The 15232-nt window shown below is 59.7% G+C and carries 16 protein-coding genes; 7 read left to right on the top strand and 9 right to left on the bottom strand.

Going from position 1 to position 15232, the window contains the following annotated elements; genetic code table 11:
* Positions 1 to 54: 54 nt before the first annotated feature.
* Genes ACR0JG_RS17250 through ACR0JG_RS17275 form a run of 6 tightly spaced genes read right to left on the bottom strand, consistent with a single transcriptional unit; the run spans position 55 to position 4030 of the window.
* Positions 55 to 330 carry a hypothetical protein gene (locus ACR0JG_RS17250; protein ID WP_170566204.1) on the bottom strand — a complete coding sequence of 92 codons (276 nt, stop codon included), beginning with the start codon at positions 328 to 330 and terminating at the stop codon, positions 55 to 57.
* Complete coding sequence (gene plsY, locus ACR0JG_RS17255; RefSeq protein ID WP_170395665.1) at positions 327 to 932, bottom strand: glycerol-3-phosphate 1-O-acyltransferase PlsY; 606 nt, start codon at positions 930 to 932, stop codon at positions 327 to 329. The genes ACR0JG_RS17250 and plsY overlap by 4 nt, the downstream gene beginning before the upstream one ends.
* Positions 932 to 2212 carry a dihydroorotase gene (gene pyrC, locus ACR0JG_RS17260; RefSeq protein ID WP_170566207.1) on the bottom strand — a complete coding sequence of 427 codons (1281 nt, stop codon included), beginning with the start codon at positions 2210 to 2212 and terminating at the stop codon, positions 932 to 934. Before pyrC ends, plsY begins: the two co-directional genes overlap by 1 nt.
* Entirely contained in the window at positions 2209 to 2595 is a 387-nt protein-coding gene (locus ACR0JG_RS17265) for a hypothetical protein (RefSeq protein WP_480571418.1), read from the bottom strand. Before ACR0JG_RS17265 ends, pyrC begins: the two co-directional genes overlap by 4 nt.
* Complete coding sequence (locus tag ACR0JG_RS17270; protein ID WP_170566210.1) at positions 2580 to 3098, bottom strand: hypothetical protein; 519 nt, start codon at positions 3096 to 3098, stop codon at positions 2580 to 2582. Before ACR0JG_RS17270 ends, ACR0JG_RS17265 begins: the two co-directional genes overlap by 16 nt.
* The gene (locus ACR0JG_RS17275; protein WP_170395673.1) at positions 3095 to 4030 is read right to left on the bottom strand and encodes an aspartate carbamoyltransferase catalytic subunit; all 936 of its coding nucleotides are present in this window, start codon (positions 4028 to 4030) and stop codon (positions 3095 to 3097) included. The genes ACR0JG_RS17270 and ACR0JG_RS17275 overlap by 4 nt, the downstream gene beginning before the upstream one ends.
* Before the next feature lie 758 nt (positions 4031 to 4788).
* Here ACR0JG_RS17275 and ACR0JG_RS17280 point away from each other — a divergent pair.
* The 6 genes from ACR0JG_RS17280 to ACR0JG_RS17305 all read left to right on the top strand — a co-directional run bounded on the left by ACR0JG_RS17280 (position 4789) and on the right by ACR0JG_RS17305 (position 12285).
* Positions 4789 to 5553, top strand: a complete 765-nt coding sequence (locus tag ACR0JG_RS17280) for a uracil-DNA glycosylase (protein WP_170514155.1) — start codon at positions 4789 to 4791, stop codon at positions 5551 to 5553.
* A complete protein-coding gene (locus ACR0JG_RS17285) occupies positions 5550 to 6149 on the top strand; it encodes a metallophosphoesterase family protein (RefSeq protein ID WP_480571421.1) in 600 nt (199 codons plus the stop codon). Before ACR0JG_RS17280 ends, ACR0JG_RS17285 begins: the two co-directional genes overlap by 4 nt.
* Positions 6146 to 6766: a LysE family translocator gene (locus ACR0JG_RS17290; protein WP_480571424.1), complete on the top strand. Its 621-nt coding sequence runs from the start codon at positions 6146 to 6148 to the stop codon at positions 6764 to 6766. Before ACR0JG_RS17285 ends, ACR0JG_RS17290 begins: the two co-directional genes overlap by 4 nt.
* Positions 6767 to 6772: 6 nt before the next feature.
* Positions 6773 to 7315 carry a molybdenum cofactor biosynthesis protein B gene (gene moaB / locus ACR0JG_RS17295; protein WP_480571427.1) on the top strand — a complete coding sequence of 181 codons (543 nt, stop codon included), beginning with the start codon at positions 6773 to 6775 and terminating at the stop codon, positions 7313 to 7315.
* 105 nt (positions 7316 to 7420) lie between these two features.
* Positions 7421 to 8878, top strand: coding sequence for an efflux RND transporter periplasmic adaptor subunit (locus ACR0JG_RS17300; protein WP_170513173.1), 1458 nt, complete (start codon positions 7421 to 7423; stop codon positions 8876 to 8878).
* Between the two features lie 5 nt (positions 8879 to 8883).
* Positions 8884 to 12285, top strand: a complete 3402-nt coding sequence (locus tag ACR0JG_RS17305; protein WP_480571430.1) for an efflux RND transporter permease subunit — start codon at positions 8884 to 8886, stop codon at positions 12283 to 12285.
* Here the strand turns inward: ACR0JG_RS17305 and ACR0JG_RS17310 are convergent.
* Positions 12282 to 12701, bottom strand: a complete 420-nt coding sequence (locus ACR0JG_RS17310; protein WP_480571433.1) for an NUDIX hydrolase — start codon at positions 12699 to 12701, stop codon at positions 12282 to 12284. The genes ACR0JG_RS17305 and ACR0JG_RS17310 overlap by 4 nt on opposite strands.
* 4 nt (positions 12702 to 12705) lie before the next feature.
* Entirely contained in the window at positions 12706 to 13518 is an 813-nt protein-coding gene (locus ACR0JG_RS17315) for a protein-disulfide reductase DsbD domain-containing protein (protein WP_480571436.1), read from the bottom strand.
* Positions 13519 to 13666: 148 nt separating this feature from the next.
* Here ACR0JG_RS17315 and ACR0JG_RS17320 point away from each other — a divergent pair, with 148 nt between their 5' ends.
* Positions 13667 to 14221 carry a YqgE/AlgH family protein gene (locus ACR0JG_RS17320; protein ID WP_170395693.1) on the top strand — a complete coding sequence of 185 codons (555 nt, stop codon included), beginning with the start codon at positions 13667 to 13669 and terminating at the stop codon, positions 14219 to 14221.
* On the opposite strand, the gene ACR0JG_RS17325 is transcribed toward ACR0JG_RS17320, so the two are convergent.
* Positions 14218 to 15165: an L-threonylcarbamoyladenylate synthase gene (locus ACR0JG_RS17325; RefSeq protein ID WP_480571439.1), complete on the bottom strand. Its 948-nt coding sequence runs from the start codon at positions 15163 to 15165 to the stop codon at positions 14218 to 14220. The genes ACR0JG_RS17320 and ACR0JG_RS17325 overlap by 4 nt on opposite strands.
* Positions 15166 to 15232: the final 67 nt, after the last annotated feature.

Raw genomic sequence — 15232 nt, forward strand, 5'->3', positions numbered from 1 at the left:
CCGATCACGTTCAAAGCAATCAATTGTGATTGTGCAATCACAAAGACCGGTTGTTCATTCCTGCACGTCAGGCACCAGCGCCAGGACAAAATCGACCACCTTTTCCGCAGGCATTTCGCAGGGGCGAAGCAATGCGCCGCTTTTCTGTGTGAGATAAAGGTTTAGGCTGATGTAATCCGGCCCGCCCAATTGATGAGCCACCAGTTTGTGAGATTTCCCGCAGGCCATGATCTTATGCGATACCAAATATCGATGCGGCCCAACGGAACCGGTGAACGTGCCGACCGGCAGATCATGGAACGCTTTCAGAAACGCGCTGGGCGCTGTCACGATTTCCCGATTTTCGGTTCTGTCCCCGCCTTGATCCGCGCTAGGTTGGCGCTGTGCCGCCAGTAGAGCAGCAAGGTCAGAGCAATTCCAAGAACGAAGGTACTGCCATCTGTCAGCACCATGATCCAGGTGGTGGATAGGGCGGCGGCGGCCAGCGCACCAACGGACGAAATACGCCAGATCAGCGCCGCGACCAGCCATGTCAAACAGCAGGCGACACCCACGCGCCAGTCAAGTGCCAGCCAAAGGCCCAGAAAGGTCGCAACGCCTTTGCCGCCTTTGAAACCCAGCCAGACCGGAAAGCAATGCCCGAGGAACGCGGCCAATGCGGCGATCTGCGCGGCATCTTCACCAGCCAAAGCGCGTGCCAGCAGAACAGCAACGGCACCCTTGGCTGCATCAAACAGCAATGTCAGCGCTGCCGCTGCCTTATTGCCGGTTCGCAGGACGTTGGTTGCGCCGATATTGCCCGATCCGATTTGCCGCAGATTTCCCAGACCCATCACGCGCGCGACGATCATGCCAAAGGGTATGGAGCCAAGCAGGTATCCTAACGCGGCCCACAGGATGAGCTGAGTCATTGTGCTGTCGATCAGGGGCATCAGGCTCTCCGGTACACTTCTTGTCCAGCGACAAAGGTTGCGGTGACCTTACCCTGCATCCGCTGGCCGTCAAACGGTGTGTTCTGCGATTTCGATTTCAGCGTAAAGCGGTCCAGAACAAAGGGAACATCCGGGTCGAACAGTACCAGATCAGCGGGCGCGCCTTGGGACAGGCGACCACTCTCCAAGCTCAGCCGTTTGGCCGGATTGAGGGCCATGGCGCGGAACAGGGTCGGCAAGTCCAGCTGTTCGGAATGATATAGCCGAAGCGCAGCAGGCAGCAGTGTTTCCAGCGCCACCGCGCCCGAGGCCGCCTCTTCAAACGGCAGTCGCTTGCTTTCCTCATCCTGCGGCGTGTGCATGGAGCTGATCGTATCGATCAGACCGGTTCGCACCGCTTCGATCACGGCTTGCCGGTCATCTTCGGATCGCAGCGGGGGCTTGATCTTGAAGAAGGTGCGATAATCGGACACGTCCAATTCGTTCAACGTCAGATGGTGGATTGACGTGCCTGCTGTGATGTCCAGCCCGTTGCGCTTGGCGCGCTCCAGTGCAGGCAGGGCGCGGGCGGTGGTGATCTGATCGGCGTGATAGGCGGCCCCGGTCATTTCAAGCAGGGCGATGTCGCGGTCCAACCCCATACGCTCGGCCATAGGCGATACGGCAGGCAAGCCTCGCAGTGCGGCGAATTTGCCGCTGGTGGCCGCGGCACCGCTGCTCAGGCCCGGCTCCTGCGGGTGGGCAATCACAAGAGCGCTGCAGGATTTGGCGTAGGTCAGCGCGCGTGAGAACACCTTGGTATTGGTGATGACATGATCGCAATCGGTAAAAGCCACGGCCCCTGCGTCTTGCAGGAACCCGATCTCGGTCATCTCACGCCCTTCGCGCCCTTTGGTCAGGGCGGCCATCGGCAAGACGTTTACCGGCGCGTCCGCTTGCGCGCGGCGGGTGGCGAACTCCAGCGTCTCGGGTGTGTCGACGGCAGGCAGAGTATCGGGACGGGTGACGATGGTTGTCACACCCCCTGCAGCCGCAGCCAGACCTGCGGATTTATAGCTTTCTTTGTGCCGCTCACCGGGCTCACAGACCTTGACGCCAATGTCGACAATGCCGGGAGCGAGGCACTGCCCACCGCAATCGACCACCTGCGTGTCAGCGTCTGGGGCCGTGCCTTCATCAAGCGCTGCGATCCGACCATCGGCAATCTGCAGCCAGCCGATGCTATCTGTGCCAGCTTCGGGGTCGATCAGGCGAGCGTTAGTAAAAATCAGATTGCTCATGCCATGGCCCTTTCGATTGCAGCTTTGGTGGCGGCAGGGTCCGCCTGGTATTTGATAAGGTGTTTGTCGCCGCCTTTGGTGACGATCTGGACAAAACTGCCAATCGTGTTCACTGCCTGAATCTGGTTCAGCGCCACCTTGCGCGAACCGGGGCCGGTCAGCGTGGTGTCTGTCATTTCCCACGTGGCGACCAGTTCTTCCGAGGCCAAATACCACGCGCGGATCCCGATTGCAGCCAACCCCGCGGGTGCGCCGGTCCAGACGTAAGGATTGCCGATCAACCATAGCACGACCATTGCGGCCGCCATTGCAAAGGCGGCGAGCCATGCGTTGGTGCGGACATAAGCGCCCTTGTCCGAGGAGAATGTCACAGGATCAGCCACAAGGCACCTCCGACGGCGATCAGAATCAGTATGGCAATGACGGCTGAACCGATGCGGCTTGGTTTATTATCCACTGGTGGGCTTTGCGGGGCCGAGAACGGTTTTGCGCTTTCGGTCTCAATCGTGCCGCCGGACCAGTTGGTAGCCTCTTCGGTTAACAGGCCAATCAGATGCAGGCGGGGATCGAGGGAGAGGGTTGCAGATCGACCACCCAGCGCCGCACTGCGCAGGACCATCACCCAGCCTTCAATGGCGTCCAACTTCGCGCGATCCAACTGGTCTTCCGAGACACCACAGCCTTCGCTGAGATAGCCATAAAGCCCGAGATCTTCGAGGTCGGATACCGGAAAAATGTCGATCTGTTCTGGATCCAGCCCCTCGACACCCAACACCTGATCAACAGCCCCCGGTTCGCGCAGGAATTTCGCCTCTTCCGGGCGCATGTCCAGCGAGAACAGGCGGATCACGCCGCGCTCATGGGGGGCGATGGCCAGATCGTTCATGCGGCTTCTCGTACGTTGCGCGCTAGCAGGTCCATGGCGGCCATGCGGACGGCGACGCCCATCTCGACCTGCTCTTGAATAACGGATCGGTTGATGTCGTCCGCCAGCGTCCCGTCAATCTCGACCCCGCGGTTCATTGGACCGGGGTGCATCACGATGGCGTCTGGCTTGGCCAGCGCCAGCTTTTCAGCGTTCAGACCGTAGCGGTGATAATACTCGCGTTCCGAGGGGATAAAGCCGCCGTCCATCCGTTCCTTCTGAAGGCGCAGCATCATCACAACGTCGACGTCTTTCAGACCCTCATTTATATCATCATAGATCTCGGCCCCGAATTCCGCGAATTGCGACGGCACCAGCGTCGGCGGGCCGATCAGACGGATGCGGTTTTCCATCTTGCCCAGCAGGATCAGGTTCGAACGCGCCACGCGCGAATGCGCCACGTCTCCGCAAATTGCGATGTTCAGCCGGTGTAGGCGGCCTTTGGCACGGCGGATGGTCAGCGCGTCCAGCAGGGCTTGCGTCGGGTGTTCGTGCCGCCCGTCTCCCGCGTTCAGAACGGCGCAGTTCACTTTCTGCGCCAGCAGGTCGACCGCGCCAGAATGAGGATGCCGTACCACCAGCAGATCGGGATGCATCGCGTTCAGCGTCATAGCCGTATCAATCAGCGTCTCGCCTTTTTTGATCGAACTGGCCTGCATCGCCATGTTCATCACATCAGCCCCCAACCGCTTGCCCGCCAGTTCAAAACTGGCCTGCGTGCGGGTCGAGTTTTCAAAGAACATGTTGATTTGAGTCAGGCCCGACAACACGTCCGAATGCTTAGTCGATTGTCGGTTCAGATCGACATAGGTTTCGGCCAGATCAAGGATAGCGGTGATATCGGATTGCGACAGATGCTCAATGCCAAGAAGGTGACGATGGGCGAAACGCATGGGCGGGCTCCTGTCTGACAATCGGACCGCTTATAGGAAGCCATGCAGGCCAAGGCAACCTAAGGTTCCGGCCCTTCGGTTAGTTTCTCACATCCGCCTTCGGGCAGGCATTGTTCCCCTGGTTTGCACCACTTGCCATAGCCACAATCAATGGCCTTGATCGGAACACAGCCCTGATAAGCCGAGCATTTAAAGCCGGGTCGGCATTGCGAACCGGTTTCTTCACACAGAAACCAGCCGGGGCGCGAACATCCGCCGCCCGGCAAGCAGGATGAACCGGCTCTGCAACTCCTACCATCTGCGCAGGTTGTGGGTGGAGCTGGGACCAAATCCGGTCGGCTGCGCTCGCATTCCCCGCGCCCGTTGCAGAAGCTGCCTCCTGGGCAATCCAGACGCGAGGTGCACTTGTTCGCCCCCGCCGGGGCGCAACGGGTTCCTCCTGCCACGCAGCGCTCGAACGGGCCGCAGGTGCGCCCACCTCCACAATAGGTGTGTCCCGGCGGGATACAGCGGCCATCAAAGCTGCAGCGCTGGCCTGCGGGGCAACAACCGCGCCCGCATTGCAGCTGTCCGGCGCGGCATTGTGTAATCCGATCAAACAGCTGCGCACTCGCCGAACCGCCAGAGGTTGCCAGCAATAGAGCAATCAGAAGGAATCGCAGAAATGACAGCATGACCCTGCCATGGTCGGTGCGACCCTGTGCCATGGCAAGGTCTATTCGCTTTCCCTCGGTCAAAAGCTGGTTAGATTGAGGGTTATGGAATCGGGCTTGGACCATCATACCGCGCGGGCGCTGCTGGAATGGCAGATCGAGCTGGGCGCAACCGAGGCGATCGGCGACGCGCCGGTGGATCGCTATGCGTTGCCGGATAAAGCGGCCAAGGCTAAGAAACCAGCTGCGGTTGAACCTGCGAAAAAACCAGAACCGGTCGATGCCGCAGCTGTTGCAAAACAGGCGGCGAAAACCGCTGGATCGCTCGTCGATTTGCGTGCGGCGATGGAGGCGTTTGATCTTTGCGACCTCAAACGCGGCGCGCGGCAGTTGGTGTTTGCCGATGGCACCCCCGGTGCACGGGTAATGATCATCGGCGAAGCGCCCGGCCGTGATGAGGATCGCGAAGGTAAGCCCTTTGTCGGGCGCGCTGGGCAATTGCTGGACCGGATGCTGGCCGCGATTGATCTGGATCGGCGCGAGAATGTCTACATTACCAACGTGTTGCCGTGGCGGCCCCCGCAGAATCGCGATCCCAAGCCGGAAGAGATTGGCATGATGAAGCCGTTTCTGGAGCGGCATGTGGCGTTGGCCAAGCCCGAGGTGCTGGTGGTGATGGGCAATATCAGCTGTCAGGCCTTGCTGGGCAAACGCGGTATCACGCGGCTGCGCGGGAAATGGGATCAGGCGCTGAACCTACCGGTCATCCCGATGTTCCACCCGGCCTACCTGCTGCGTCAACCGCAGATGAAACGTCAGGCCTGGGCCGATTTGCTGGATTTGCAAGCAAGGCTGAGGGGCGCGGGATGAGAGTTCTGGCGTTTTCCGATCTTCATATGGCGCGCAACCGGGCCGCTGATCTGGTGGTCGCTAGCGCCGAGGCTGATCTTGTCATCGGTGCGGGGGACTTTTGCAATGCGCGGCGGGGCCTGAATGAAGCGATGCAGATGCTGTCGGGCATTGCAGCGCCGCTGATCCTGGTGCCGGGCAACGCTGAGAGCGCCGAGGAACTGACAGCCGCTGCGCCCGAAGGCGCGCATGTTCTGCACGGGACGGGCATGACATTGGATGGTCTGCGCCTGTTCGGGCTGGGCTACGGCGTGCCGGTGACGCCTTTTGGAGACTGGTCCTGCGATCTTACTGAAGCTGAAGCATCGGAACTGCTGGACCGGTGCGAGGCTGCGGATGTTCTGATCGCGCACTCTCCGCCAAAAGGATATGGGGATGTGACATCGCAAGATGTGTCGGTCGGCTCGACCGCAGTTCGGGACGCGGTTGAACGCATCCAGCCCGATTTTGTCTTTTGCGGTCATATCCACGACAGTTGGGGATACCGCGGCATGCTCGGGCGGTCTCAGATCGCCAATCTGGGCCCAAAATCACATTGGTTCGAGGTAACAACGTGATCGAGACAGTTACATTGATGGCCTTCGTCCCAGCCGCACTGGTGCTGAATTTCACACCCGGCGCTGACATGATGTTCTGTTTCGGGCAAGGGTTACGGTCCGGGTCACGCCCAGCGATGATGGCCAGCCTCGGTGTTTCGACGGGTCTGATGGTGCAAGTTTTGCTGGCGGGGCTTGGACTTGGGGCGTTGGTATCAGCCGTGCCTTGGCTGTTTGACGTTATCCGGTGGATGGGCGTTGCTTATCTGTTGGTTCTTGCATGGGGCGCAATCCGGAAAGGGGCAGTGTCGGACGATGCAGCAGTCAAGCCTGCTCATTTCGCGTTTCGCGAGGGGTTGCTGGTGAACCTGACCAATCCCAAGGTCATTCTGTTTGTTTTGGCCTTTATCCCTCAGTTCGTGGACCCAGCAAACGGCCCGGTTCTGCTGCAATTCCTAACCTTTGGTGCAATCATTACTTTGGGCAGCATTCTAGTGAATGGGATGGTCGGTATCTTTGCGGGCGGAGCAGGACGCATTTTGATCTCAAACCCACGCGCTTCACGTATCATTGGATTGGTCACGGGCGGGATATTCGCGGCTCTTGCCATCCGGCTTGCCATTATGGAAAGGGCTTGACGACATATGTCGCGCATTGACGAAAGCATTGAGTTCATCCCCGTCCGTATTGCGGTTCTGACCGTGTCGGATACACGCTCGCTGGACGACGACCGCTCGGGCCAGACGCTTGTCGACCGGATCGAAACGGCTGGACATTCAGTGGCGGACCGCAAGATCATTCAGGACGAACGCGCCCAGATTGCCGAGCAATTGCGCAGTTGGATTGCGGATCCTGAAATCGACGTCGTAATCTCGACCGGCGGCACAGGTCTGACGGGTCGCGATGTGACAGTCGAGGCACATCGGGATGTTTATGAAAAAGAGATCGAAGCGTTTGGCACCGTTTTCACCATCGTGTCCATGGAAAAGATAGGTACTTCTGCCGTGCAGTCACGCGCCACAGGCGGAGTTGCAGGCGGAACCTATCTGTTCGCGTTGCCGGGCAGCCCGAGTGCCTGCAAAGACGCTTGGGATGCGATTCTGGAGAAGCAGTTCGATTATCGCCACCGGCCCTGTAATTTCGTTGAAATAATGCCCAGATTGGACGAACACCTGCGACGGAAGTAGACTGGTTCTGCGTTTAACGGATCATAACCGCTTTGTGGCTTGGCATTTTTTGCGACCCGGCTACCTTTGCGGAAGGCAGCATGTGCGACCAAAGGTGAGTGACCGATGCGATTTCTGCGGCAAAGCCTTGTTGGGGTGTTCCTGGCGTTTCTGACGCTGGGCCTGCTGATCGTTGCCGCACAGATGATCTCGGGCGCGGTTCAGGATGTGCTGACGCGGGACAATCAGGCACCTGAGGCGCGGGAACGCATATTCGCCGTTACCGTACGAACCGCCGAGCCGGAAACCGTCACTCCTTATCTGGAAGCGTTTGGCCAGATTCAAAGCCGCCGCCGGTTAGAGCTGCGCGCGGCCTTGGGTGGGCGCGTTGTATCACTGGCCGAAGATTTTGAAGATGGCGGCACCGTAACGGCGGGAGAATTGTTGGTCGAACTGGACCCAGCCGATATGCAATCGGCTCTGGACCGTGCCAAATCCGATCTTCTGGATGCCCAGTTTGAAGAGCGGGACGCCGAACGCTCGCTGCTGTTGGCGCAGGATGAGTTGAAATCAGCCGAGGCACAGGCCGAACTGCGTGACCGGGCTTTGCAGCGTCAGCAGGACCTGCAGACGCGAGGTGTCGGGGCTGCTGCAAGCGTCGAAGAAGCGGAACTGGCCGCAACATCGGCTCATCAGGCAGTTCTCGCGCGCAGGATCGCTTTGGCGCAGGCCGAATCCCGTGTGGATCAGGCAACAACCCTGTTTGCGCGGGCTCGTATCGCGTTGGAAGGGGCCGAGCGTGACCTGGAGGATATGACGATCCATGCCGGGTTTGATGGGACGCTGACCGAGGTTACTTTGGTTGAAGGCCGCTTGGTCGCGGCCAACGAAAAGCTGGCCGAACTCGTCGACCCCAATGCGCTTGAGGTCGCGTTTCGGGTTTCCACCGCGCAATTCGTGCGGTTGCTGGACGCGCAGGGTGATCTGATCTCAGCCCCGGTGACTGTATCGCTTGAGGTCACGGGGACCGATCTCACTGCCACCGGCCGGATCAGTCGCGATAGCGGCGCGGCGGGTGAAGGGCAAACCGGGCGTCTGATCTATGCGCGTCTCGACGACGCGCCGGGATTCAAGCCGGGGGATTTTGTCACCGTTTCGATTGAAGAACAGCCGCTCGATAATGTGGTCCGTCTGCCATCCTCGGTTCTGGACGCCACGGGCAACGTGCTTGTTCTCGGCCCCGATGACCGGCTGGAACCGTTGGCTGTGCAATTGATCCGTCGTCAGGGCGATGAGGTGCTTTTGCGTGGTGAAGGCCTGGAAGGCCGCGAGGTTGTGATTGGCCGGACGCCTCTGCTGGGTTCGGGTGTACGTGTGCGGCCCCTACGGATTGAGGCGAACGCTGAAACTGATCCGGGCATGGTCGAGCTTTCGGACGAAAAGCGCGCTCAGCTTGTGGCTCAGGTCGAGGCCAGTGATGCGATGTCTCAGGAAGACAAAGCCCAAGTATTGGGCCAGTTGAGCGAGGCCAAAGTGCCCGCCACCCTAATACGCCGTCTTGATGACAACCGGGCTGGGGGCTAAGCGCCATGATCCGCGACATTCCCAACGCGGCGGGCGGTATCCTCAGCTATTTCACCCGGCACCGGACTGCGGCCAATCTGTTGCTGCTGATCATGCTGGTGCTGGGGGCCGCCGCGATCCCCAACATGCGGGCGCAGTTCTTTCCTGATGTGATTCTCGAACGCGTCGATGTGAACGTTCAATGGGACGGCGCAGGCCCCGAGGATGTCGACAATGGCATCATCCAATTGCTGGAACCTGCGCTTTTGGCGGTTGAGGGCGTTGCCAGCACGGAATCAACTTCTCGGGAGGGAACGGCGCAGGTCAGGCTGGAGTTTGAGCCGAACTGGGACATGTCTCGCGCGGTTGAGGAGGTCCGGACCGCCGTCGATAGCGTCACCAACCTGCCCGAAGACGCCGAGGAACCAACCATCAGGCGCGGCGCTTGGCGGGATCGTGTCACGGATGTGGTCATCACGGGGCCCATCGAAGCTGAACAACTGGCCAAATTCACCGATGAATTGATAAGCCGCCTGTTTGCGGTTGGTGTCACGCGGACAACGATCCGGGGACTGGCCGCGCCGCGTGTGGTGGTCGAAGTGCCCACCGCACAGTTGATCGCCAATGATATCTCGCTTTCGGATATTGCCGAGGCCATTGCGGCAGAAGTCACCGCGAACCCCGCGGGCGATGTCACAGGTGCCAATGCGCGTATTCGGACAGGTGTTGAGAAACGCACCCCGGAAGAGATCGAAGGCATCGCCCTGCGCAACTTTGCCGATGGCTCAAAGCTGGTTGTGGGCGATGTGGCTGAAATTCGGGTCGAGGGGGTCACGCGCAACCGCAGCTATTTCGTCGGCGACAATCCGGCGATGTCGATCCGCGTCGACCGGTCCAATCTTGGCGATGCCATAGGTATCCAGCGCGATGTCGAGGATGTCGTGGCCAAGATGCAGGCCAGCCTGCCCGAAGGTATCACGGTTGAGCTGATCCGCACCCGCGCACAAGCGATCACTGACCGACTGGATATTCTGGTCGACAATGGGCTGGTCGGGCTTGGGCTGGTGGTTTGTCTACTCTTCTTGTTTCTGAACGCCCGCATCGCTTTCTGGGTGGCTGCCGGTATTCCGGTGGCAATGTCTGCGGCGATTGCGCTGATGTATCTGGGCGGGTTGTCGCTGAACATGGTGTCTCTGTTCGGTTTGATTATTACCTTGGGCATCGTGGTTGATGACGCCATCGTCGTGGGAGAGCACGCCGATTTCCGTGCCCGCCGTTTGGGCGAAGCGCCAATCGTAGCTGCAGAACGCGCTGCCCGCCGTATGGCGATGCCGGTGTTTGCTGCAACAGTGACCACGGTCATCGCCTTCTTTGGTCTCACCGCCATCGGTGGCCGCTTCGGAGAGCTGATCCGAGACATCCCGTTCACCGTTATCGCTGTCCTGATTGCCTCACTGATCGAATGCTTCCTGATCCTGCCGAACCATATGGCCCATGCCATCGCGCACTCGGCTAAGGAGCATTGGTATGACTGGCCCAACCGGGTTGTGAACAAGGGCTTCCGCTGGGTGCGCGACCACCTGTTCCGCCCGTTGGTCGCGTGGGTGGTCTGGGCACGGTATGTGGTTGTTGCACTGATGGTGGTGATTCTGGCCAGCCAGATTGCTCTGTTCATTCGGGGCGACGTGAATTGGCGGTTCTTCAACGCACCGGAACGCGGTTCGGTCACTGGCAATTTCATCATGGTCGAAGGGGCGACGCGCGCTGAGACGCTGGAAATGATGCGCATGGTCCAGAAAGCCACGGAAGAACTGGGTCAGGTTTACGAAGAACGCCATGGCCGCAACCCGATCGAATACGTTCTAGCCGAGGTTGGCGGTTCGGCCGGATGGGGGCTGCGCGCGGCGGACGGCAAGGATGACGATTTGCTGGGTGGCATCTCGATCGAGCTGATCGATGCCGACTTGCGCCCCTATTCCAGCTTTGAATTTGTGGGCGAGCTGCAGGATTTCGTGCCGCGCCACCCGAAGGTTGAGCTGCTTAGCTTCCGTGGTTGGCGTTCAGGGCCCGGTGGCGACGCGATTGACGTGCAGTTCTATGGTGCGGATGTGAACACGTTGAAATCTGCATCCGAGGACCTCCAGGCGGAACTTGCGAAATACCCGGAAGTTTCAGCGCTTGAGGATAACCTCGCCTATGACAAGGAAGAGTTCATTCTGGACCTCACCGCGCAGGGTCAGGCGCTGGGTTTCCGCATCGAAACACTGGGCCGCGTGTTGCGAAACCGGCTGAACGGGATTGAGGCCGCGACCTTCCCGGATGGTCCGCGTAGCACCGAGATTCGGATCGAACTGCCCGAGGGCGAACTGACTGCTGATTTCCTCGAACGCACATTGATGCGGACTCCGGATGGCGTTTATGTCCCGCTCGCCGATATCGTCTCGGTCGAGCGTAAATCGGGTTTTTCGACCGTCCGGCGCGAAAATGGTCTGCGGGTCATCTCGGTGAATGGTGATATTTCCGAGGACGACCCGGCGCAGGCTGCCGAAATCGCCCGCGCCATGCGCGAAGAGATATTGCCAAACATCGCCGCCGAACGGCAGGTCGAATGGCGCATGGCTGGCCTGAGTGAGCAAGAGGATGAATTCCTGTCCGAGGCCCGCACAGGCCTGATCCTGTGTCTGACCGGAATTTATCTGGTATTGGCTTGGGTCTTTGCCAGTTGGACAAGGCCCTTGGTGGTCATGGCGATCATTCCCTTTGGCCTCGTGGGCGCGATCTGGGGGCATTACCTGTGGGGCGTGCCGTTAAGCATGTTCACCGTCGTCGGCCTGTTGGGCATGACCGGGATCATCATCAACGACTCGATTGTTCTGGTGACCACAATCGACGGATACCGGAAAGAGCGCGGGTTGGTGCCGTCAATCGTAGAAGGTACGGCAGATCGTTTGCGGCCTGTGATGCTGACCACGCTGACCACGGTACTGGGGCTGACGCCCTTGATGTACGAAAGTTCGCAGCAGGCACAGTTTTTGAAACCGACCGTGATCACACTGGTCTATGGGCTGGGCTTTGGCATGGCCCTGATCCTACTGCTAGTGCCTGCGTTGCTGGCCATCCTGAACGACATCTCACGCCCGATGACATCGATGAGACGGGCCTTGCGCGCGCCGGACAGGGTGGTACGCAATGCCGTGCGCGCAACGGGTGCAGCGTTGGCGATCTGGCTGGGTGCCTCGATGATCTGGCCCGTAGTGACAGGTGCGCCGTTGGTGCTGCTCTCGGGTCTCTACCCCGCCGCCGAAGGTCCAAGTGTGCTGCAAATGGGCTTTGGCGTTTTCGTAGCGGGTGCGACCGTGATCCTGCTGGTAGGTGTCGTGCTGTCCAGCGTGCTTTATGCACGCTTGTCGGATCGGGTTGAGGCTTAGTCGATCTCTAGAGCACGCCGCAAAAGATCGGGAACGCGGTCGCTCATTGGCAGGTCGCCGCTGGTGATCTGGTCCACCGGAAACCACTGAGCGTCCTGCGCGTCGTCTGCAGCGACAGGCGTGCCGGTTACATAGCGACACGCAACTCCGACCAGCAGGTAGTGCGCCCGGGTCTGCCCGCTATCATCGCGCAGCAAAAGGTCGAGATTGTCGAGATAGACCAAAGGCTCAGCAATCACACCGGTCTCTTCCCGCAGCTCGCGGGTGGCGGCGTCCAGAACCGTTTCACCCCATTCCACATGGCCGCCTGGAAAGCCCCACAACCCCTGATCGGGTTGCTTGCTGCGTTGCACCAAAAGTACCTGGCCATCGTGCAGCACGACAGCCAAGGCACCGATCTTTGGGGTCTGGCTCATCCGGTCAGCCTGCGCTGCATCCTTGGATATCGACAGCGTGGTTTGCCCCCAGAACCGTGATGCGCACTTCGGACCGATCCAGCGCGAATGGCCCGCCGGAGGCACCGATAATCTCCGAGCTTGCGATCAGGGTGTTGCCCTGACGGCGTGTATCGGGCTGCGATGCCCAGAGTGCCGGGTTTCCTGGTTCAATGACGGCGAATTCGGACCCGCCCGCTGAAGGCATGGTGATACGCGCCTCGATCCGCATTCCGTCTGCAGTGGGAGTCAATTGGCACGTCGCATCCGCCACGCCTGCTTCGCGTTCGGAAAACGGGCGCTGGGCGAGGGCTGCGGCGATGGCCGGATTGCGTGCAGCGTCGGCATCCATTGTGTGATCGAATTCCAACCGACCCGGCACGCAGACATCCTTACACACGCCCAAGTCCATCTCGCCGCGCAAACGCACGGGTTTGGCAGGGTTCTTAGGCGTGATTTCAACGGGCAGTACAAGTTGATCCTCATACCCGACCGAGCGCAGCCCGTTCTGATCAAACACATGCGGCGCGGGCCATGTGAAGGCTATGTCTGCAATATTGCGAGAGCCTTTCCAATTAAACTGTGGCGGAATGCCCGCATCGCCGGGTGCGCGCCAATAGGTCTTCCACCCGTCCTTGAGCTTTAGACGCAAGGCCCCCTGATAGGTACCTTCGGCGGTTTTGCCGCCGTCCAACACCTCAAGCTGAACCAGATTATCAACCCCCTGCGCAGTGGCGGGGGCACCAAAACAAAGGCTGACGGCCAGCACGGCTGCAGCAGATTTGCAAAGCGCTTTCATATGCAGAACATGCGCATTCCGGTCGTGATTGCCAAGTCACGTTCCGGTCACTTCTGTGAAATGCACGGAAATCCCGGCTGATCCCTTGCCATTCCCCGGTTCACAGGGTCATTCTAGGGATATCCTATGGCGCAAGAGATATCTGCTGATGGACCTTACGGGAAAACTGTTGATTGCGATGCCCGGAATGGGCGACCCGCGATTCGAGCATTCGGTCGTCTATATCTGCAGCCATGGTGATGACGGCGCGATGGGATTGATCGTGAATAAGCCTTCGGACTTGCGGATCAAGACCTTGCTGGAACAGCTCAACATCCCGTGTCGGATACCCGTAATTGGCGAACGGCTGGTGCAGTTTGGCGGCCCGGTCGAGATGTCGCGTGGCTTTGTCCTGCATAGCGCAGATTACGAGGCGAATCTGCATTCAATGCAGATTTCCGAAGATTTCAGCATGACCGCAACGCTGGATGTGCTCGAGGATCTGGCCTCGGGCAAGGGGCCGCTAAATTCGATGCTGACTTTAGGTTATTCCGGCTGGGGGCCGGGTCAGTTGGAAGATGAGATCGCGATGAATGGTTGGTTAACGACTGATGCGTCGTCGAAACTGGTCTTTGATGTCCCTGATGACGAGAAATGGGAGGCGGCTTTGGCTACGCTTGGTGTTGATCCGCTGACCCTATCAGCCAGTGCAGGCCGCGCCTAATCGCGAGGGGCTGCTGCGCGGCGTAGACGGTCGTTGATGGCCGCACCTAATCCGTGATGGGGAATTGGTGATACGGCGATTGGCCGACCGGTATCGTTAAGTTTGTGAAGGGCGGCAAACAGGTTGGCGGCGGCCTCGGGCAAGTTGCTGGTGCTGGAGAGGTTCAGATCACAATCAACGGGGCCAAAACCCAGCAACACCTCGTCCCCCTGCCGTGACCGGGCGTTTAGCCGCACCGGCGCGTCCGGCGCGTAGTGGGATTGCAACTGCCCCGGCGCGGTATGCAGATCGCCGGGTTGGTGGTGATGCAGTTCTGCCTTTAGAACCTCTTCGATTTGTTCCAATGCGACACCACCTGGACGCAACAAGGCAGGGGTGCCGGCCAGACCCACAATAGTGGACTCAAGCCCGACACCGCACGGCCCATCGTCCAGAACTGCGGCTATGCGTCCCTCCAGCCCCGCTCGGACATGGGCCGCCGTCGTTGGGCTGATCTGACCAGAGGGGTTGGCCGATGGCGCTGCCACAGGACCGTCAAAAGCGGTCAGTAAAGCGTGCGCTGTGGGATGCGCAGGCACGCGAACGGCCAGAGTATCCAAGCCAGCTGTGACCAGCGACGAAATCCCGTGATCGGGGCGCAGAGGAAGAACCAGAGTTAACGGTCCGGGCCAGAAGGCATCAGCCAACAAATCAGCCTGATCGGTCCATTCGACGAAGCGTTTCGCGGTCTCGGTTGAGGCGACATGGGCGATCAGTGGGTTAAAACTGGGTCGCCCCTTGGCCTCATAGATCGCGGCCACAGCCTCGCCGTTCCGTGCATCGCCACCCAGTCCATAGACGGTCTCGGTCGGGAAAGCGACCAGCAGCCCCTGCCGCAACAGGTCAGCGGCCTTGGCGAGCCCGTCGGCGTTTGCTGGTAAGTCTTGAGTACCGAGAAGGGTCATGGATCGTGACGCCGCGTTTTGGTTGCTTGCAGTTCAGGTAACGGTAGGTAATCGTGCCAGCCCAGAT

It is taken from the genome of Ruegeria sp. AD5 (assembly GCF_056542345.1).

Bases quoted from the DNA above. Each gene is read 5' to 3' on its own strand.
- ACR0JG_RS17315 (WP_480571436.1), bottom strand. From the start codon at position 13,518: ATGAAAGCGCTTTGCAAATCTGCTGCAGCCGTGCTGGCCGTCAGCCTT.
- ACR0JG_RS17305 (WP_480571430.1), top strand. From the start codon at position 8,884: ATGATCCGCGACATTCCCAACGCGGCGGGCGGTATCCTCAGCTATTTC.
- pyrC (WP_170566207.1), bottom strand. From the start codon at position 2,212: ATGAGCAATCTGATTTTTACTAACGCTCGCCTGATCGACCCCGAAGCT.
- moaB (WP_480571427.1), top strand. From the start codon at position 6,773: ATGTCGCGCATTGACGAAAGCATTGAGTTCATCCCCGTCCGTATTGCG.
- ACR0JG_RS17300 (WP_170513173.1), top strand. From the start codon at position 7,421: ATGCGATTTCTGCGGCAAAGCCTTGTTGGGGTGTTCCTGGCGTTTCTG.
- ACR0JG_RS17275 (WP_170395673.1), bottom strand. From the start codon at position 4,030: ATGCGTTTCGCCCATCGTCACCTTCTTGGCATTGAGCATCTGTCGCAA.
- plsY (WP_170395665.1), bottom strand. From the start codon at position 932: ATGCCCCTGATCGACAGCACAATGACTCAGCTCATCCTGTGGGCCGCG.
- ACR0JG_RS17320 (WP_170395693.1), top strand. From the start codon at position 13,667: ATGGACCTTACGGGAAAACTGTTGATTGCGATGCCCGGAATGGGCGAC.
- ACR0JG_RS17325 (WP_480571439.1), bottom strand. From the start codon at position 15,165: ATGACCCTTCTCGGTACTCAAGACTTACCAGCAAACGCCGACGGGCTC.
- ACR0JG_RS17310 (WP_480571433.1), bottom strand. From the start codon at position 12,701: ATGAGCCAGACCCCAAAGATCGGTGCCTTGGCTGTCGTGCTGCACGAT.
- ACR0JG_RS17270 (WP_170566210.1), bottom strand. From the start codon at position 3,098: ATGAACGATCTGGCCATCGCCCCCCATGAGCGCGGCGTGATCCGCCTG.
- ACR0JG_RS17285 (WP_480571421.1), top strand. From the start codon at position 5,550: ATGAGAGTTCTGGCGTTTTCCGATCTTCATATGGCGCGCAACCGGGCC.
- ACR0JG_RS17280 (WP_170514155.1), top strand. From the start codon at position 4,789: ATGGAATCGGGCTTGGACCATCATACCGCGCGGGCGCTGCTGGAATGG.